Genomic DNA, 18616 nt, shown 5'->3' on the forward strand with positions numbered 1-18616 from the left:
ACCGCACGGCCTCGGGACCGCACAGCCTTCACGGCCTTGGACCGCACGGCCTCGGGACCGTACGGCCTTCACCGTCTTGGGACCGCACGGCGTCCGGACCGCACGGCCTGCTGATTCAAGCGCGGTAGGTCCAGCCGGCCGCGCGCCAGCGTTCCGGCGTCAGCGCGTTGCGCCCGTCCAGCACATTCCGGCCGCGCACGACGTTGCTGAGCAGTGCGGGATCCATGTCTTGGAACTCGGTCCAGTCGGTCAACAGCATGACGAGGTCGGCCTCCGACGCGGCCGTGACAATCGTGTCGGCGTACTCGAGCTCAGGGTGAGCAAGCCGTGCGCTGTTCATCGCGACGGGATCGTGCATGGTCACCCTCGCGCCCTCGCGATGGGCGGCGACCGCGACCGCCAGCGCGGGAGAGTCTCGGACGTCGTCGGTGTTCGGCTTGAACGCGGCACCGAGGACGCAGACCCGCCTTCCCTCGTACGTGCCTCCGAGAAGTTCCCGGCCGAGCGCGAGGGCGCGGTCCCTGCGGCTCAGATTGATGGCGTCGATCTGCTTGATGAACGTGGCGACCTCGTCCAGGCGAAGGTCCGTCGCGCAGGCATACAGGGCACGAACGTCTTTGGGGAGGCAACCGCCACCGAAGCCGAGTCCGGGACCCAGGAAGCGCCGGCCGATCCTGTCGTCGTAGCCGAGTGCCTCGGCAAGCGGCAGCACGGCACCACCGGTTGCCTCACATATCTGCGCCACGGCGTTGATGAATGAGATCTTCATCGCGAGAAAGGCGTTGGCCGAGACCTTGACGAGCTCGGCAGTGGCGTAGTCGGTCACCACGAGGGGACAGCCGTCCTCGATGATCGGCCGGTAGACGGCCCGGAGCAACTGCTCCGCCCACTGCGACTCCACCCCGAAAATGAGCCGATCGGGTTGGAGCGTGTCCTGAACCGCGTGCCCCTCGCGAAGGAATTCCGGATTCCACGCCACCTCAACTCGGCCGCCGTCGATCTGGTGGCGGACGACATCGGCCATGCGCCGCGCGGTTCCTACCGGCACCGTGGATTTACCCACGATGATCGCCGGTCCGGTCACCCGCCGCGCCAACTCGGCGAAGGCCGTCTCGACCCATCGCAGATCCGCGTTGAAGGAGCCGGGAAGCTGCGGTGTTCCCACGCAGACGAAATGGACGTCCGCCTCGGCGACATCGTCGTACGAGGCGGTGAAGCGAAGCCGGCCCGCCTCCACGCTTTTGCGCAGCAACTCGCCGAGGCCGGGCTCGAAGAAGGGCAGCTCGCACGCCGACAGCCTCGCGATCTTCTCCTTCTCGATGTCCATGGCGATGACATCGTGCCCGAGCTGCGCCATCCCCACCGCGTGGGCGGTGCCCAGATATCCGGCGCCGATCACGCTTACTTGGAGGCGGTCGGACGACTCGAGGGACTGCGACATCTTCACTCGGGTCGAATTTTGGCGTATCAGCGTATGATCCTGCAAAGTTTCTCCCTCGCTCGGTAATTGAAGGTGCTGGTCCCGCGATGTCGTCCTCGTCCACGTCGCCCGAGACCAACCAGATCACCTTACTTTCTTACTCGGAGACGCCTGATAACGCGGCGGCCAACGGCTGAAAGACATGGCAGAGCTTCCTTAAAATCCCGCCAAATGTGGTCGGCACCGAGCGCGGAATGTGCCAGGCACCATGTGAGCTTCGGGAAGGTCGAAACGGACGTATCCGGTCGACGGGCGACAAGCTTTGGAGATCGGCCCACGACCGGCATCGCCCCCTGGAGACGTAGACACGCCGGTATGTGTGCCACGGGTAGATATCCGCGATCGGCGATCGTATTGTTGACGGCGTTGCCCGGCCAGCGATCGCACCTTTGTCAGCCGAGGGCGATTTCCACGTTTTGGTGCGGATCCAGCGTTGCGCGGATGCCCGCGACGCGCTCTTTGGAGCATCTCTCAGAGCGGAGTGAAGTCATGACGGTAAATTCAGTGGACAAGACCACCCAGGACCGCTTCGCCTTCGGCGACAACTGGTTGAGCTTCCTCGAACTGGTCGACGAACACCGGATCGCCATGGCCGTGACGTCGCTGAGGGACGCCCTCGGGGTCGCCGACCTCAGCGGGCGCACCTTTCTGGACGTCGGCTGCGGCAGCGGCCTGTTCTCGCTGGCCGCGCACCGCTTGGGGGCGAAGGTCCACTCTTTCGACTTCGATGTGAATTCCGTCGCCGCCTCGGCGAAACTGCGCAGCACATTCGCGCCGGAAAGCACTTGGAGTGTGGCGCAGGGATCCATTCTCGACGAAGCTTACACACAATCTCTGGGCCTGCACGATGTCGTATACTCCTGGGGAGTGCTGCACCACACGGGTGCCATGTGGCGGGCGATCGAGGCGGCCTCCCGACTTGTCGCGCCGAATGGGCTGCTGTACATCTCGATTTACAATGACCAAGGGTTGGCAAGTCGTCTGTGGTGGTACGTTAAACGCCGCTATGTGCAGTCCGGTCGAATCTCGCGAGCCCTGCTCGTTCTCATCTTCCGAGCATATTTCGGCCTTCGTTCGGCCTTGGCCAGGCCAGTGAAACGGGCGTGTGCCGTCGGACTTCCCGCTGCTGTCCGACCTCGCGGAATGTCCACGCGCCACGATCTGATCGATTGGATCGGCGGTTTCCCCTTTGAAGTGGCCTCGCCCGGGGAGATTTTCGACGTCTTGCGCAAGCGCGGCTTCGAGCTGCGTCACCTGAAGACTTGCGCGGGTCATGGCTGCAATGAGTATGTGTTCGCGCGAACTGCGGCTGGGCTCGACGGCCCGGTTGGCTGATCGGTCGAACGGCTGCTGCCGCTGCTGACTGGGAGCGACGGTGGCTTGGGTTGAGCGCGGGGGTTGCGCCGACGGGTGTCGGCGACGGTCGCCGCGCTCTGCCATGTCAGGCGATCAGGCACAAGGGGTTTCCTGGGGGTTCGTCACGCGACCGCCTCAAACCTTGTGACGGTCCGTCGTGGCTGAGGTCCCTTGGTGGGATACCCCCTCCGGGGGAGCAGAAGAAGCCGGTCCATCGTGGCTGACGTCCCTGTGGGGGGATCCGGGGGAGCGGAAGAGGCCGGTCCGTCGTAGCTGAGGTTCCTACGGAGGGACGCCCTCTTCGGGAGGGCGGAAGAAGTCGGCGCCCGTCGTGGCCAGGGTCCCCAAAGGACGGACGCCCCTTCGGGGGGAGCGGAAGAGCCGATGCCCGGCGAACCGTTTGTGGGCGCCGTGCTACCCCGACTGACGTGCTCCCGAGGAGGGAGCCGGGGGCGTCGGCTTCACGTAGTCAGAGGGTGCTCCCGGCGGCTGGTCCGCCGTGGGGAGCCGGTAGACGGCGTAGTCGCCGTCACGGAGCCGGAGGTCGGCGAAGGCGGCGAGGTTGGCGTCGGGGCTCAGCCGGTGCTCATCCACGAAGAGCCATCGGACCCCGTAGTCGTCCCGCAGGCGCCGGATCGCCTCCGCTGAGGGTGCCTGGAACACCGCTTCGTTGGCCTGGAGCCGTTCGCCATCCCAGAATGGGCGGGTTTCCACTACCTCGCCCGGGCGCCAGCTGTCCATGTTGGTCACCGTGTAGGCCCAACCCTCGACCAGCACCCGCCGCTCGCTCAGCGCCGTCGCCCAGAACGCACGGCTGTCACAGGGGTTTTCGTAGCCCATACGGCAGTGCACGTTCGTCGCGATGAGATCGTCGACACCCGAGTGGGCGCGCAACCACCGCCCAACGGTGAAGGCCCCCTTGGGAATCGCCTGCAGCGGCACTGTCCCGTTCCGAGCCGGAACGGCGGCCGCCCCAGGCGAGTTGGCGGTCGCGCCGGTCGGGTTCTGGGCGGTGGTGGTTACGGGGGTTCTGAAGGTGCCGGGCATGACGCGGGCGAACCAGGCGGCGGGCGTGCCGGCGGCCGTGACCATGCAGATCACCAGGGCACAGGTACGGAGCCCGCTCTGGCGCGCGGCACGCAGCACGACGACGGCCAGCAACACCACGCCCAGCAGAACGAGGTACGGCAGGAACAGGACGGTGTAGTCCGCGCCCGGAGCCAGCGGGAGCCTGACGCCGCAGAGCGTCCGGATGGCGTAGACGGCCACCACCCCTACACCGGCCGCGCACGCCATCGCCCTGAGCCGCACGCGCGCCTTCCGTACGATGAGCATGAGCCCGTAGACCGCGAGCATCGCCAGGTAGGGATAGGACGCCTGGAGGAAATACCCCTCCGACTGATGCGGATGGCCGAGCACCAACGCCGCGGCGAGACCGGCCGCGCTCATGCTGAGCACCAGCACCACCACGGGCCGCGCGAGCAGGTTCGGCCGGCCCACGAGGCCGATGATCCCGCACCACGTGATGACCCCGCAGAGCACACACAGCAGGGCGGCGCCGAACGTGACGGCCGACGGCGGCTCGGCCCCGGCCGCCAGGCCGGTCATGCCCCGCAGAGTCAGGCGCATGATCGACAACGGATCGAGCACGATCCCCTGCCGTGCGCCGCCGAACAGCACGCACTGCGCGAACAGCAGGCACGCCGCGGTGAGGCCGAGTGCGGCGAGCGGGCGCCGGGGCAGGCTGAACCACTTGACCGTTTCGACCAGCGCGACGGCCACGAGGCCCACCACGAGCAGCGGCAGATAGGTGGCTTTCGCCCCCATGACCGCCGCGAGCAGGATCCCCAGGAGGACCCATCTGCCCCGAGGCTGTGGCTTTTGGCCGAGAAGGTCGATGAGGAGCAGGACGATCGGGGCGAAGAACAGGGCGCCGAAGGTCTGGGTCGGGCTCGACCATGACTGCACGGTCTTCCAGGTGAACACTCCGGTGGTCTCGCCGAGATACAGGCTCGGCGCCGTGATGAAGATGATGCTCACGAGGCCGGCCAGCGCTCCCCCGTACGAGCGCGTTATGCGACGGCCGACCATCCCGAGGACGACGATGAGGGCGGCGAGCATGGGCAGGATGGCGAGTCGGAAGAGCAGAACCAGTGGTTCCACCCCGGTGACCCAACTGGCGGCCGCGAGATGCGCGTAGACGAACCAGTGGTAGACGAGAGGTTCGCCGGCGACCGTCGGCACCATGGGCGGCATGTGGTGCTTCAACTCGCCGACCAGGGCCAGGTGGAAGGGCATGTCGATGAACGACGTGCCCATCGCCGGCCAGGTGAGGGCTTGGGTTCTGAAGACGTTGACGGCCGACCACACGATCAGATAGATCATGGTCAGCGCGGTGCACCATGACCACCACAGCGGTGTCCTGCCCGCGCCGGGGGCGCCCTTCCAATGTCCGCGCAGCCGGGGGACGGCGAGGAAGAGCACGTAGGTGCCGATCGGCCAGGCCATCACCAGCAGCGGCATGCCGAGCGCGCGTGCCGGGATGTACGTGAGGACCTCCAGCGCGTAGCCGAGTATCAGGCCGAGCGCGAGCCCCTCCGTCAGCGTGGGAGCGCCCCGGTACAGCGCCCGGACCCACAACAGGCCCGGCAGCGCGACGCCCAGGGCGATGTAGAGGCTGAAGAGAGCCAGGTCCGTGGCGGAGACGCCATAGAACCCCAGCGCGACCCCGACGCAGGCGACCACGGCCGTCGCCGGAAGCCAGATCGAACAGCGCTTCAGCAGCGACGCGCGTTTCCTCCCGGACGGTGGCCGGGCCACGCCCGGCTCCGGCGTGGGTGCGTAGGAAGGCGGCGCGGAGCGCGGAAAGGGTGGAGCGTCGGCCATGCACGCAAGCTTGACCACAACGGCGTCTCGTACAGGTGCGAACGCCCGAGTAAGGCGGTGTTCTTGCCGACGCTTGGTGGGTTTTTAAGGATCGCAGGGTGCTCCGGCCCGAGTTTCGGCCTCGGGCCGGAGGATTTCCGTACGACAGTGCTAACTCGTGGCGTCGAACAGCACGTCGACCCAGTAATTGGTGAGCTGGTAGGTATTGGTGGGGAACGTGAGCGGCGTCCCGTACTTGTACACCCCGTTGCTTCCCGCCACCTCCTCACCGGCCGGCGCGTAGAGCGGACCGCGGCCATATCCCGTCGTGAAGAACGGCCTGGTTATCGAGTAGTTTCCCGGATTCATGGAATAGGCGGTCACGTACGTGGTGTTCGCGACGAGCGGGACCGGTGTCGCGAAATTCACCTGTTGCCATCCGGATGGAGTCTCGTTGGTGAAGGTCGCGCTCGCGAGCAGCGTGCCGTCGGCCGCCCACAGAGACCCGACGTGGGTTCCCGTGTTCTGCGGAGACTTGTAGAACCGGACTCCGGTGGCGACCCCGTTCGAGGTGGGACGGAACTTCGCCCCGACGACGACCGCCTTGGTGTCGCCGGTGGAATCGATCGCCGGCTGTGCCGTCTCGTCCCACAGCGTGCTCGACGGCGAGAACACCACGTCCACCCAGTAGTTCGTGGCCTGGTAGGTGTTGGTGGGAAAGACGGGCGTCGCGCTGTACGAATAGACGCCGTTGCCTCCGGTGACGGCGCCGGTCGCCAGTGCGATGAGCAGCCCGGACGAATACTGCTGGTTGAAATACGGCCGGGTTACCGAATACCTCCCGGATGTCGTGTGGTAGGCGGCGACATAGGTGGTGTTGGCGCTCACCGCGACGGGCGTCGAGAAGTTCACCTGCTGCCAGCCGCTCGCCGATTCATTGGTGAACGTCGCTCTGGCCAGGAGCTGACCCGTGGAGCTCCAGAGATCTCCCGTGTGCGTTCCGGTGTTGAGCGTCCCCTTGTAAAATCTGATGCCGGATATGTGGCCCGGACTGGTGGGCTGGAATTTCACGCCCAGTTCCGTCGCGGCGGGATCCGATTGCGAAGCGGTGGTGGGCGTCGAGGACGGCGGCCACGTGGTGCACGGGCATGGTGTGGTGATGGTTACGGGCCTCTGGGTCGGCGTGGTCTGGAGATTCCCGCTGTCGTCGACCGCTCGCGCCAATATCGTCACCGGCCCGGCCGAGCCGGTCGTCCAGCTGTACTGCCAGTCCGTGAGCCCTTTCGCCTGGAACCACCTGGTGCCGCCGTCCGGGGAGACTTCGACGCCCCCCACCTGACCGCCCCCGACGTCGATCGCCGTCCCCCGGATGGAGACCGTGGTGCCGCTCGGCACGGTGGCGGCGGCGGACGGACTCGTGATCGTCGTCGTCGGAGGGGCCGTGTCCGGTGTCGGAACCCCCGGAACCAGGCCCGCCTGCAGGCTCGCCGGCTGCAGGTTCATGTCGGCGAAGAGATTGACGGTCGCCTGCTGCATCCGGATGTCCGTAGGCGTACCAGGGCGGTAGTGAACGGCGTCGAGCCCCCACGACCACTGCACGGTGCCCGCGCCGAAGACGCGCGCGCCGCTGGAGTGCCGGTAGAGGATCAGATTGTGGGTCGCGACGCCGGCGCCGTACGAGCCACCGAAGTTGAGCAGGATCTTGTCCAGCCTGCCTATCGTCGCGCTGGAGAATTTCACCGAACCCGCGGGAGTCGTCAGGTTGTCGGGCGCCGGGTCCCATTCATAGCCCAGCGTTCCGGCTGGAAAGATCGCCGTCTGGCCGGGCAGGAGATTGGCAACGGACGTGTTGCGCCACAGCCGCATGCTCCGGTAGGCCGCGGGAACGGCCACCGAGTCGGAGACGGTCCCGTTGACCTGGAACATGGTGCCCGTCACGGCATTCTCCGGCCGGCCACCGTTCGACGGCGGCGAGAAACGCGGGTCACGCCAGGTGCCGGTCCATTGTGTACTCGGGTCGATCTTGGCGTTCGCCAGCGTTTCCTTGTAGCAGACGAGTGTCCGGAAAGCGAGGACGGGTCCGGCGATGCTGCTCTCCCACCTGGTCTTCCAGAACATCTCGTTTCCCGAGAAGAAGGCGAGGTTGACCGCGCTGGCGCGGGCGGCCTCGACATTGTTCCGCATTTCCAGGGACCAGTACTCGTCGTGGCCGACCGACAGGAACGCGCGATGTTCGAGCAGCTCCGCCCCCATCCTGGCGGTGTCGACGCTGGTGGCATAGCTCACGTCATAGGCATTGGCCTCAAGCCATCTGACCATGGGGTATTCGGAGTTGAAGAAGAAAGACTCCGCCGAGCCGCTGATGTCGGCGCTCCGGTTGAGGAATGGCCGGTTGTAGCTGACCTTGAAGGCGCGCCCTGCCGGGCTTCCGGTGTACAGGCTGTTTCCGCCGTAGTCGTTGTACGCCTGCCACGTCGAGTCAGAGGTCTGGACCAGGACGTCCGCGCCGCGCGTGTCATCTCGGACCACGAAGGTGATCTGGCTCTCGCCGGGGGTGCCGTCCTCGCGTACCAGCTTGGCGAGATAGACACCGGAAACGACGGTGTCCGGCACCGCCCAGGACGCCGAGACCTCCCAGTTCCCGCAGTCGACCAGTCCGGTAGCCGTATCGCTCACGCACGTGGGCTGAACCTGAGGCAGCGTGGCCGACGGCTGCAGCGTGGTGATCAGCCGCGCGCCCATGCCGCTGTAGTAGCCGATGCGATAGACGTCCAACCGGTAGTCGGTGGCGTCCGTGTCGATCTTGAAATCTACGGTCGTCCCTTTGTTGACGCTCATATCCGCCGCATATCCCTGAATGCTGGGACTGCCCGCCCCCACGATGTCCCACTCGCTCGGCGGATTGCCGGGAAGAGAATTCTCCAGGCAGATGACCGAGGTCGGCGGACAGGTCGCCGGCCGAGCGCCCCTCTTCCTGAGCGGGCCCGGCGGGCGGCCGTGGGCCACCTTGATCGCTTTCAAATCCTTGCGTGTGGCCTTGCTGATCCGAGCGCCCACGGGGGCGGACTGCGGTGCTCCTCCCCCGAGGCTCACCGTCGCGCCCTGGCCCTGGTGGGAGGCGAGGCTCGCGGTGATGCCGACCACGCCGCTCTCCTGCACCGGTGCCTGGGCGGCGCCGAGGATGGCGAGCGCGGCCGCAATGCCCGCACTCAGAAGAAGGGGTGGGCTACGAAAGGCGCGCCATCGCAAACCGGTCTTTTTTTCACTTTGTTGCATGATGCATCCCTCGATCGCGCTGATTTCAGCAGGTCGCGGGGGGTCATGAGCAAATAAATACAACGATGCCCGGTTCTCTCGTGAACCGGATGAGGGAAGGGCGATTTCCCAGCAGGACGGACGTCGATGTTGATTCAACGCTAAGAACTCAATCGCCGCAGAGATCGGCATATCTCCGGAGAACGCGAGCCATCACCCTTTGGCCCGGACAAGGAAGCGGCAAGAAACAACCGTGAGCAGGGGGACAAGCCCGATCGAAGCGCTCGCCGCACCAAGCTTGCGGCCATGGACAAGATCTTGCCTGTCAACGGTTCGGCGCCGAGCACCGTGGAGACAGCGCATCCGGCTCGGCCCGCACGGACCACCCGGCGCCCAGCGCGTTGGAGGCCCGCGCTGTCGGGACGGCTCGCGGCCGCCTCCGTGACGGCTTTCACCGCTGCCGTACTGATCCGCTACGGAGTATCCGTCACGGACATGGCCTTGTTCGCCGTCTACGTCGCCTTGGGGCTGGTGCTGCCCGGAGTGCTGGTGATCAGATCTCTGTACCGCGGCCCACGCACGGCGGCAGAGGAGATCGCCCTGGGCCTGGCCTTCGGTTACGCCGTCGAGATCCTGGTCTACATAGGCGCTCGCGCGATCGGAATGCCACTGCTCGTCGCGGTGTGGCCGTTGACCACTTACGCGCTCTTCCTCGCGGTCCCGTCCCTGCGCGGGCACTGGCGGGCGGGATCCCGCCCGGCGACTCCCCTGTGGTGGTCGTGGTGGCTCGCCCTGGTCATCGCCGTCCTGGTTGCCGGGAGCGCACTGAAGTTCTTCGGCACCCACGCCATCACCTGGCCCGGTCTCGGGGCGTCGTATCCCGACATGCCGTTCCATCTGGCGCTGGTCGGCGAGTTGAAGCACCATGTGCCGCCTTCGGTGCCGATGGTCGTGGGCGAGCCTCTCGCGTACCACTGGTTCGTGTACGCGCATCTGGCGGCGGCGAGCTGGCTGTCCGGAGTGGAGCCTCTTGTCCTGCTGTACCGCCTGGCCATGCTGCCCATGCTGGCCGGGCTCGTCGTCCTGGCCGGCATGACCGGGCGCCGCGTCACGGGCTCTTGGATCGGTGGGGCCGTCACTGTCGTGGGCACGGTCTTCGTGGGCGCCCCGACCCTGTATCTGGGTACGAACGGGGTGTTCACCTGGGGAGGGGTTCCGGACACCGCGTGGATCAGCCCCACGCAGACGCTGGGCGCTCTGTTGTTCGCTCCCCTCGTCCTCGTTCTGCTGGACCTTCTCGAGCGCCGGCGGCCCGACACCGGCAAATGGCTGCTGGCCGGGCTCTTCCTGGTGGTTCTGACCGGCGCCAAAGCCACCTATCTGCCCCTGCTCGGCGCCGGACTGGTACTCGTGGCGGCGGTCGAGGTGATGAGGCGACGCCGGCCGTCCACGAACGTACTGATCATGCTGGGCATGACCACGGCATGCATCCTGTTCGCGCAGTTCGTCCTGTTCGGCCGGGAGCGGCAGGGGCTGGTGGCGGACCCTCTGTCTTTCATGCGCATGACCTGGAGCAAACTCACCGGTTTGACCACGCCCTCGCCGGGCTCGCTGCTCGGCCTTACCTTGGTGTACCTGCTCTGCTGGGCAGTGACCTGGTCCGGCGTCCTAGGGCTGCTGAGCAGGCCGCGGCTGCTCGTGCGACCACGGGTGAGCCTCATGCTCGGCATGGGCGCGGCCGGGCTCGGCGCGGTGCTGCTCCTCGGGCACCCCGGCCAGAGCCAGCTCTTCTTCTTCTGGGGGGCCTATCCCTATCTGGCCGCCGTCGCGGCTTACGGGATCCTCATCCTCCTGCGGCGAGCACGGGTATCGCCCAAGGCGGTCATGTGCTCGATGGGCGCGGGACTCCTCGCCGCCTACCTGATCCCCCTCCTCTGTGGCGTCACGATTCCGCTGAGCGCCGGCCAGGACGATGGGATCCTTTACCGGCCCTATCTCACCCTGGTGGCCCTGGCCGTACTGGCGGGCCTCCTCGTGGCGATCCTCAGGGGACGCGCTCGCGCCGCGGCCCTCGTGATCGTCGCGTTCACGACCATCGGACTGCCCGCTTACTGGCACGCCCGCGTCCTTTCCGCCGTCGACAACGTCACCGGGGACGATCCCAACCCGGTGGTCAGACCGGTGGAGAACCGGGTGATCCCCCAGGGAGCCCTGGCCGCCGGACGGTGGCTTCGCGACCACTCCGGGCCGGACGACCTGGTGGCCACGAACACGCACTGCCGCCTGGGGTACGAGAACCCGTGCGACACCCGCTACCCGTGGGTGGCCGCGCTGTCGGAACGGCATGTGCTGGTCGAGGGCTGGGCCTACACGGCCACGAACCTGAGCCGCTGGCGTCCGGGGCTGCTGCCGGAGGGTCTGCCGTTCTGGGACACCGAACTGATCAAGCTGAACGACACCGCCTTCCAGTCGCCGAGCCAGACCTCCATGCGAACCCTGCGAGAGCGCTACGGGGTGCGCTGGCTCTTCGTCGACGAGCTTCGGGGAAAGATCAGCCCGCGGATCGGCGAGTTCGCGGAATTCCGGTTCCGGTCCGGCGATTACGCCGTCTATCGGCTGCCGGACGGCTCGGTATGAGGTGGGCAGGTAAGGCTTGTGTAATGCCTCATCCAGCCACCAGGCGCCACGCGTGTCGGCCGGTCCGGCCCGTTGTTCACTGCGTTCGTGAACGCATCCGGCCTGACGGCGATCCCCTTCAACGTGCCGCATATCTCGGAGAACGAGCTCGACTACCTGGCGGAGGCCGTACTCCAGCGGTTCACCCGCGGAGACGGGCCCTTCACCCAGCGAGCCACCCGTCTCCTCGCGGAGATCACCGATGCCCGCCAGGTGCTGCTGACCACCTCGTGCACACACGCGCTGGAGATGTCGGCGCTCCTGCTCGATCTGCGGCCCGGCGACGAGGTGATCATGCCGTCGTTCACCTTCATGTCGACGGCCAACGCCTACGCGCTGCGCGGCGCAGTCCCGGTGTTCGCCGACTGCCGGCCGGACACGCTGAACCTGGACGAACGACAGCTCGAAGCCGCGATCACCGACCGCACCCGGGCCATCGTGGTCGTCCACTACGCGGGTGTCGGGTGCGCGATGAAGGAGATCGGCGAGCTCGCGGAACGGCACGGGCTCGCGGTCATCGAGGACAACGCCCATGGACTGGGCGGGTTCTACCAGGACCGTCCGCTCGGGTCGTTCGGCCGCATGGCCGCCCAGAGCTTCCATGAGACGAAGAACATCCAGTGCGGAGAGGCCGGCGCGCTGCTCCTGAACGACGCCGACCTCGGCGAGCGCGCGGAGATCGTCAGGGAAAAGGGCACCGACCGGAGCCGGTTCTTCCGCGGCCAGGTGGACAAGTACCGGTGGGTCGACATCGGGTCCAGCTACCTGCCGTCGGACGTGCTCGCCGCACAGCTCACCGCCCAGCTGGAGTCATTCGACAAGATCCAGTTCCGGCGCCACTACGCATGGGACCGGTATCACGAGGAACTGGCGGACTGGGCCGCGGAGAACGGGGTCGCCCAGCCGACGATCCCGGACGAGTGCACGCATCCGGCGCACTTGTACTACCTGCTGCTCCCCGACCTGGCGAACCGGCAGGCCTTCATCGCTCATCTCGCCGAGCGTGGCGTGCAGGCGGCCTTCCACTACCAGCCGCTCCATGATTCACCCGCCGGCCTGCGGTACGGGCGGACGGCCCCGGGTGGCTGCCGGGTCACGGAGGAGGTCGCCGACCGTCTCGTACGGCTGCCGCTCTTCGCCGACCTGGACGACGCCCACCTGTCCCGCGTGATCGACGCGGTCCGAGCCTACGAGGTGCGCTGATGGCCTGGAACGACGTGATCGAGGCGGAAGCCGTGCGGACGCGGGAGTCTCCGCTCGAGTCCGCGCGGTTCGGCTGCTCGATTGAGCGGCTCGCCGTTTCCGGATCGTCGTTCGCCGCAGTCCGCGAGGCCGTCGTACGATCCGCCGCGGACGTGATCATCCTTCGCTACCCGGCCGAGTACGTCAACTGGTACGCCCAGCTGACCGCCCTGGGCCGGACCGCCGTCTTCGCGGACTCCCTGGTGTACTGGCGGCTGCGCGCCGGCGAGGGCCGGGCGCCGGAGGCGTCACCCGATCTGCGGGCGGCGCAGCTTTCCGGAAGCGCCGTGATCGAGGATCTGGTGTCCGACATCTTCCCCTCGTACGGAAACCACTACCTGGCCAATCCCCTGTTCGACGCCGCCGACGCGCTCGCCGGCTACCAGGAATGGGCACTGCGCTCGGCCGCCGAAGGGGGCTGCCTGGCGCTGCTGGATCGGCCCGCCGCCGGGGCGGCCTCGCGTGTCCTCGCGCTGGCCACCCTGGACGAGGCCGAATCCCGGACGGAGATCCTGCTCGCCGGCGTGGTCTCGAAGGCGCAAGGGCGCGGTCTGTACGCCCACCTGCTCAAGGCGGTCGAGGACCGCACGCTGGCGCGCGGCGGGGACGAAGTCGTCATCTCCACCCAGGGGCACAACACGCGCGTGCAGCGGGCGTGGTCCCGATACGGGTTCGAGCCCGTACGGACGGTCCTCACTGTTCATCTGGTCCGGAGCGCGCTCCTGCCTGGGCCGGAACACTAGGACCGCCGGGACCCACGTCGGCGGACGCGGTCGGTCCGACGCGTTCGCGCACGACGTAGGTCGGCCGGCCCATGCCGCTGCCATGAATGCGGCCGATGTACTCCCCGAGGACCCCGATGGAGACGAGTTGCGCGGAGGAGAAGAGCGCGACCATCGAGGCGATCGTCGTGAAGCCGGCCACCGTGGTCTCTCCCGTGGCGAACCGCCACAGGACGGCGCCGCCCAGCAGCAGGCCGACGATGCCGACGAGGAATCCGAGATAGCTCGCCGCCCGCAGCGGCGCCGTGCTGTAGCCGAGCAGCATGTTCACCGCGTGCCGGATCAGCAGCCGCGGCGAGTAGTTGGAGCGCCCGTGATGGCGTTCGTTCATGCGTACGCTGACCGACCCCACCTTGGAGGTGGCCCACGACAGGGCCACGTCGACCGAGGCATGCGGCCCCGACAGCTCTTGGAACCCGTCGCGCAGCCGCGTACGAAAGGCGCGGAAGGCGCTGATCGCACGGGCGGAGCGGATGCCCAGCGCGCTGGACATCCCGGCTTTCACCGATCGGGAGGCGAAACTCCGCAGAAAGCCGTGCTCCTCACGGTAGGAGACGCCGTAGACGAGGTCGAGACGGTCGCCCTCAAGGGCGGCCAGCAGGAGGGGGATCTGCTCCGGCGGATGCTGCAGGTCGTCATCCATCGTGACGACGACCTCGAAGGCCGCCTCCCTGATGCCGGCGATCAGCGCGTTGTGCTGACCGTAGTTACGGGAGAGGTGGATCGCCCGCACGGCCTCGTTTCGCCGGGCCAGCCCGGCGGCCGTCGCCCAGGTGTCGTCCGGGCTGCCGTCGACGACGAGGATCACCTCGTGCCGGACGGAGGCCTCGCTCATGGTCGACAGGATTCTGGCCACCAGCGCTGGAAGAGTGCGCGCGGATCGGTAACACGGAATTACCACCGACACCGACATTGATCCCCCGATCATCCAGTGTGAGCCGGTTACAATCGTGCCGCCCCCACCACGTGACGATCTGGAGTGCGGGCGACATGGTTGACGTGGAGAGCCACACCAAAAGCGACAAGAAGCCGCATTTCTGGTGGCGGGCTCTGATCTCCACTTTTGCTGGAAACCGCATCACATACCTAATGGCCGGCGCCATGACGGCAGTTGTCTATTACTGTCTCCTTGGCCTAGCATTGCTCGCCGCCGAGGGTGCGGTGCCCTACCTTGTCCTGGTCGTGACCAGCCACTTCGCCACCGTGGTGATCGTCTACCCGTGGTATCGACTGGTGGTGTTCCGGGTCTCCGGCGACTCCTGGCTGCGGGGGTACCTGCGATTCTATGTGGTCGGCCTGAGTTTCCTCGGGGCGTCCCTCATCAGCCTGCCGATCCTCGTGGGCGTCATCGGAATTCCCATCATGATCGCACAGGGCTTGATAATTCTCATAAGTCCCCCGCTAAGCTACCTGATACACCGAACATGGACTTTTCGTGATCGCGGATCCATCTAGTCTCGGCAACGTGCCGGGCGTTCTTCGACAAACGCGCGGAACCGCGCAGTTCCCCCGGTCGGGGCTCGGCATAAACTCCAGCGGACAGGCGGCCATCGCCGCCATGTCCTCCTCGCGGAAGGACTCAGGGAGCCGATGAAGGCGCTCGTTCTAGCGGGTGGCAAGGGGACGAGGCTGCGCCCGCTCACCCATACCTCAGCGAAACAGCTGGTCCCCGTGGCCAACAAACCGGTCCTCTTCTACGGGCTCGAAGCGCTACGGGACGCGGGCATCACCAGCGTGGGCATCATCGTCGGTGACACGGCCGCGGAGGTGCGCGAGGCCGTCGGAGACGGCTCGCAGTTCGGCCTCGAGGTCACCTACATCCCGCAGCAGGCCCCCTTGGGCCTGGCTCACTGCGTCCTGATCGCCAGAGAGTTCCTCGCCGACGAGCCGTTCGTGATGTACCTGGGCGACAACTTCCTGGTGGGCGGCATCACCGCCCTGGTCGACGCGTTCCGCCAGGCCGACCATGACGCGCAGATCCTGCTCACCAAGGTCGCCGAACCGCAGTTCTACGGCGTGGCCGAGCTCGGGCCGGGAGGCGAGATCATCGGGCTGGCGGAGAAGCCGGAGCACCCGCGCAGCGATCTGGCGATCGTCGGGGTCTACATCTTCTCCCCGGTCATCCACGAGGCCGTCCGGCGCATCACACCGTCCGCGCGCGGCGAGCTGGAGATCACGGATGCCGTCACGTGGCTGATCGACAACGGCTTCCGCGTCCACTCCCACTTCGTCAACGGCTACTGGAAGGACACCGGCCGACTGCAGGACATGCTGGAATGCAACCGGATCATCCTCGAACAGATCGAGCCCGACATCCGGGGCACCGTAGACGGCCGGAGCGAGATCACCGGGCGAGTGGTCGTCGAGCAGGGCGCGGTGGTGGAGAACTCCGTGCTCCGGGGGCCCATCGTGATCGGCGCCGACTCCAAGATCGTCTCTTCCTTCGTCGGCCCCTTCACCTCGATCGGGTCGAGTTGCGTGGTGGAGGACGCCGAGATCGAGTACTCGATCGTGCTCGACAGTTCGTCCATCCGTGGCGTGTCGCGCATCGGACATTCCCTCATCGGGCGCAACGTCGAAGTGAACCGCGCGGAAGGCATGCCGAACACCCACGAGCTCATGGTCGGCGATCACAGCAAGATACAGGTGCGTACATGAGGATTCTGGTCACCGGCGGCGCCGGCTTCATCGGGTCGCACTACGTGCGGTCGCTGCTGCTCGGCTCGTATCCGGGTTATGAGGCCGTGAACATCACCGTTCTCGACAAGCTCACCTACGCCGGAAATCTCGCCAATCTCGCGCCGGTGGCCGGACATCCCGGCTACCGGTTCGTTCATGGGGACATCACCGACCTGGAGTTGCTCGCGGAGATCGTTCCCGAGTGCGAGGTGATCGTGAACTTCGCGGCCGAGACGCACGTCGACCGGTCCATCACGGGAGCCGGCGACTTCCTGACGACGAACGTGCTGGGCACGCAGCGACTCCTGCAGGCCGCGCTGGAGACCGGCGTCCGCACGGTGGTGCACGTCTCCACCGACGAGGTGTACGGGTCGATCGCGGAAGGATCCTGGTCCGAGGACGAGCCCCTGCTGCCGAACTCGCCCTACTCGGCGGCCAAGGCCGGCAGTGACCTGCTCTGCCGGGCATATCACCAGACGTACGGCCTCGATGTCCGAGTGACCCGCTGTTCCAACAACTACGGCCCTTACCAGTACCCGGAGAAGCTCATCCCGCTCTTCGTCACCAACCTCCTGGACCGCGAGCCGGTCCCCCTCTACGGCGACGGGCTGAACGTACGGGACTGGCTGCATGTCGACGACCACTGCCGGGGCATTCAACTGGTGCTGGAGAAGGGCTCGCCGGGAGAGACGTACAACATCGGCGGCGGCACCGAACTCACCAACCGGGAGCTCACGGAGCTGCTGCTCAACGCGCTCGGGATGGGCTGGGAGATGGTCAGGAACGTGCCGGACCGGCTCGGGCACGACCGCCGCTATTCCGTCGACTGCGGCAAGCTCCGAGGCCTCGGGTACGAGCCGCGTACGGGGTTCGCGGACGGCCTGGCCGCGACGGTGCGCTGGTACCAGGACAACCAGCGGTGGTGGCGGCCGCTGAAGGCTCCTGCCATGCCTCGATCTATGTGACGGTTCGTGGTGGCTGGGGTCCCTTGAGAGGGATCCCCCTTCGGGGGAAGCGGAAGAACGACGGCCCGTCGTGGTAGTGGTCTCCAAGGACGGGCCCCCTCCGGGGGGAGAGAAAGAGGACTGCCCGTCATGGCCGGGGTCCCCCAGGGGATACCCCTCCGGGGGAGCAGCAGACGACGGCCCGCCGTAGCAAAGGCCCCAGGGGCGGAGAGCCCCTCCGGGGGGAGAAGGGTACGTCCGCTGTCACCGCACTATGGGGTGACGGTCTGGTTCACCGGGCCTGACGTGCTGGGGGCCAGATGGATCAGGGCCTCGTGGTCGAAGACGTCGCCGCCCAGATAGACCGCGACGATCCGATGCTGCCCTTGGGCCAGGCTCGACGTCGTGAACATCGCACGACCGGTGCTGGTGTTGAGGAATACCGAGCCGAGAATGGTCGAACCTTCCTTGAAGACCACTTCGCCGAAGGGGGTCTGGCTGCCGCTGACCCGTGCCACGGTGGCGGTGAACGTCACCGGCTGTCCAGCAGCGGAGGGGTTCGGGGAGCTGGTCAACGTGGTGGTGGTCGGCGGGTCGTCGGGAAGGCTGATCTGGGTGGCCGGGATGCCGTCGGTGCCGGTGATGTTGACGGAGCCGTTCAGGGAGAAGACCCGGCCCTGGACGTTGGCGCCGAAGTTCACGGTGGCGTTGCCCTGGGCCAGTACGTTGCCGCGGAAGGTGCTGTACACCCCCAGCGACGTAGCGCCGCTGGACTGCCAGAAGATGTTGTCGGCCTGCGCGCCGCGCAGCAGGGCGATATTGCTGACCCTGGCGGTGGTGAGAGTGGCCGCCCGGAAGATGAAGGTCGCGGCCGGATCCCCCTGGGCGTCGAGGGTGAGCGTGCCGTTGATCACGAAGGCGCCGTTGCCGGCGTCGTACAGGCCGGGCCCCTTGGTCGTACCGCCCAGCTCCCCCGGCACCGTGGAGCCGCCGGACCGCCCGGCGATGTCGTTGTAGGCGGCGACCACGTCCGACTTGACCGCCGCCGCGGTCGAGTTGCCCAGCTGCCGGTTACCGTTCACGGTGCCGGGCGGGAAGCCCGTCAGCGTGCTGTTGGGACTGATCGCCAGATCTCCGGAGACCGTGGTCAGATGCGCGTTGTTGACCGACATCCCGGCCACAACCCCGTACGGCTTCCCACCGCCGATGTTCACCGGCGGTGTCGCGCGCGCGCCCTCCGGCAGAGCCACCAGCACGACCGCGGCCACCACTCCTAGCGACAACCGACCGAACTTCCCCGAAAAACGGGACAAATCAATATTCGCCATGAGCCGATC

At 67.0% G+C, this 18616-nt stretch carries 12 protein-coding genes; 7 read left to right on the forward strand and 5 right to left on the reverse strand.

Features of this window, described 5'->3' with window-relative positions; genetic code table 11:
• Positions 1-115 precede the first annotated feature (115 nt).
• Complete coding sequence (locus tag AB0L53_RS20835; RefSeq protein WP_363996035.1) at positions 116-1441, reverse strand: UDP-glucose/GDP-mannose dehydrogenase family protein; 1326 nt, start codon at positions 1439-1441, stop codon at positions 116-118.
• 543 nt (positions 1442-1984) lie between these two features.
• Between AB0L53_RS20835 and AB0L53_RS20840 the strand changes: the two genes are divergently transcribed.
• Positions 1985-2815 carry a methyltransferase domain-containing protein gene (locus AB0L53_RS20840; protein WP_363996038.1) on the forward strand — a complete coding sequence of 277 codons (831 nt, stop codon included), beginning with the start codon at positions 1985-1987 and terminating at the stop codon, positions 2813-2815.
• A gap of 435 nt (positions 2816-3250) precedes the next feature.
• Here AB0L53_RS20840 and AB0L53_RS20845 read toward each other — a convergent pair whose 3' ends face one another.
• A complete protein-coding gene (locus AB0L53_RS20845) occupies positions 3251-5722 on the reverse strand; it encodes a hypothetical protein (protein ID WP_363996041.1) in 2472 nt (823 codons plus the stop codon).
• A 150-nt stretch (positions 5723-5872) separates the two neighbouring features.
• Positions 5873-9148 (reverse strand): N,N-dimethylformamidase beta subunit family domain-containing protein, encoded by a 3276-nt coding sequence (locus AB0L53_RS20850; RefSeq protein WP_363996044.1) that lies wholly within the window; start codon positions 9146-9148, stop codon positions 5873-5875.
• 114 nt (positions 9149-9262) lie between these two features.
• Between AB0L53_RS20850 and AB0L53_RS20855 the strand changes: the two genes are divergently transcribed.
• From AB0L53_RS20855 to AB0L53_RS20865, 3 genes are all read left to right on the forward strand, one after another.
• A complete protein-coding gene (locus AB0L53_RS20855; protein WP_363996047.1) occupies positions 9263-11593 on the forward strand; it encodes a hypothetical protein in 2331 nt (776 codons plus the stop codon).
• An 87-nt stretch (positions 11594-11680) separates the two neighbouring features.
• Positions 11681-12835 (forward strand): dTDP-4-amino-4,6-dideoxygalactose transaminase, encoded by a 1155-nt coding sequence (rffA, locus tag AB0L53_RS20860; RefSeq protein ID WP_363996049.1) that lies wholly within the window; start codon positions 11681-11683, stop codon positions 12833-12835.
• Entirely contained in the window at positions 12835-13617 is a 783-nt protein-coding gene (locus tag AB0L53_RS20865) for a GNAT family N-acetyltransferase (protein ID WP_363996052.1), read from the forward strand. The genes rffA and AB0L53_RS20865 overlap by 1 nt, the downstream gene beginning before the upstream one ends.
• Here AB0L53_RS20865 and AB0L53_RS20870 read toward each other — a convergent pair.
• Entirely contained in the window at positions 13568-14584 is a 1017-nt protein-coding gene (locus AB0L53_RS20870; protein ID WP_363996055.1) for a glycosyltransferase family 2 protein, read from the reverse strand. The genes AB0L53_RS20865 and AB0L53_RS20870 overlap by 50 nt on opposite strands.
• 62 nt (positions 14585-14646) lie before the next feature.
• Between AB0L53_RS20870 and AB0L53_RS20875 the strand changes: the two genes are divergently transcribed.
• The 3 genes from AB0L53_RS20875 to rfbB all read left to right on the forward strand — a co-directional run bounded on the left by AB0L53_RS20875 (position 14647) and on the right by rfbB (position 17300).
• A complete protein-coding gene (locus AB0L53_RS20875; RefSeq protein ID WP_363996058.1) occupies positions 14647-15111 on the forward strand; it encodes a GtrA family protein in 465 nt (154 codons plus the stop codon).
• A 135-nt stretch (positions 15112-15246) separates the two neighbouring features.
• Positions 15247-16314 (forward strand): glucose-1-phosphate thymidylyltransferase, encoded by a 1068-nt coding sequence (locus AB0L53_RS20880; RefSeq protein WP_363996061.1) that lies wholly within the window; start codon positions 15247-15249, stop codon positions 16312-16314.
• Positions 16311-17300, forward strand: coding sequence for a dTDP-glucose 4,6-dehydratase (gene rfbB, locus AB0L53_RS20885; protein ID WP_363996064.1), 990 nt, complete (start codon positions 16311-16313; stop codon positions 17298-17300). The genes AB0L53_RS20880 and rfbB overlap by 4 nt, the downstream gene beginning before the upstream one ends.
• Before the next feature lie 251 nt (positions 17301-17551).
• On the opposite strand, the gene AB0L53_RS20890 is transcribed toward rfbB, so the two are convergent.
• Positions 17552-18547 (reverse strand): ice-binding family protein, encoded by a 996-nt coding sequence (locus AB0L53_RS20890; RefSeq protein WP_363996067.1) that lies wholly within the window; start codon positions 18545-18547, stop codon positions 17552-17554.
• Between the last annotated feature and the right edge of the window lie 69 nt (positions 18548-18616).

Origin of the sequence: Nonomuraea sp. NPDC052129 (assembly GCF_040680095.1) — a bacterium.
GTDB lineage: Bacteria > Actinomycetota > Actinomycetes > Streptosporangiales > Streptosporangiaceae > Nonomuraea.

Excerpts from the sequence above, each read along its gene's own strand:
- AB0L53_RS20865 (WP_363996052.1), top strand. The coding sequence starts at position 12,835 with ATGGCCTGGAACGACGTGATCGAGGCGGAAGCCGTGCGGACGCGGGAG.
- rfbB (WP_363996064.1), top strand. The coding sequence starts at position 16,311 with ATGAGGATTCTGGTCACCGGCGGCGCCGGCTTCATCGGGTCGCACTAC.
- AB0L53_RS20855 (WP_363996047.1), top strand. The coding sequence starts at position 9,263 with ATGGACAAGATCTTGCCTGTCAACGGTTCGGCGCCGAGCACCGTGGAG.
- AB0L53_RS20835 (WP_363996035.1), bottom strand. The coding sequence starts at position 1,441 with ATGTCGCAGTCCCTCGAGTCGTCCGACCGCCTCCAAGTAAGCGTGATC.
- AB0L53_RS20870 (WP_363996055.1), bottom strand. The coding sequence starts at position 14,584 with ATGATCGGGGGATCAATGTCGGTGTCGGTGGTAATTCCGTGTTACCGA.
- AB0L53_RS20845 (WP_363996041.1), bottom strand. The coding sequence starts at position 5,722 with ATGGCCGACGCTCCACCCTTTCCGCGCTCCGCGCCGCCTTCCTACGCA.
- AB0L53_RS20875 (WP_363996058.1), top strand. The coding sequence starts at position 14,647 with ATGGTTGACGTGGAGAGCCACACCAAAAGCGACAAGAAGCCGCATTTC.
- AB0L53_RS20880 (WP_363996061.1), top strand. The coding sequence starts at position 15,247 with ATGAAGGCGCTCGTTCTAGCGGGTGGCAAGGGGACGAGGCTGCGCCCG.
- AB0L53_RS20850 (WP_363996044.1), bottom strand. The coding sequence starts at position 9,148 with ATGCCGATCTCTGCGGCGATTGAGTTCTTAGCGTTGAATCAACATCGA.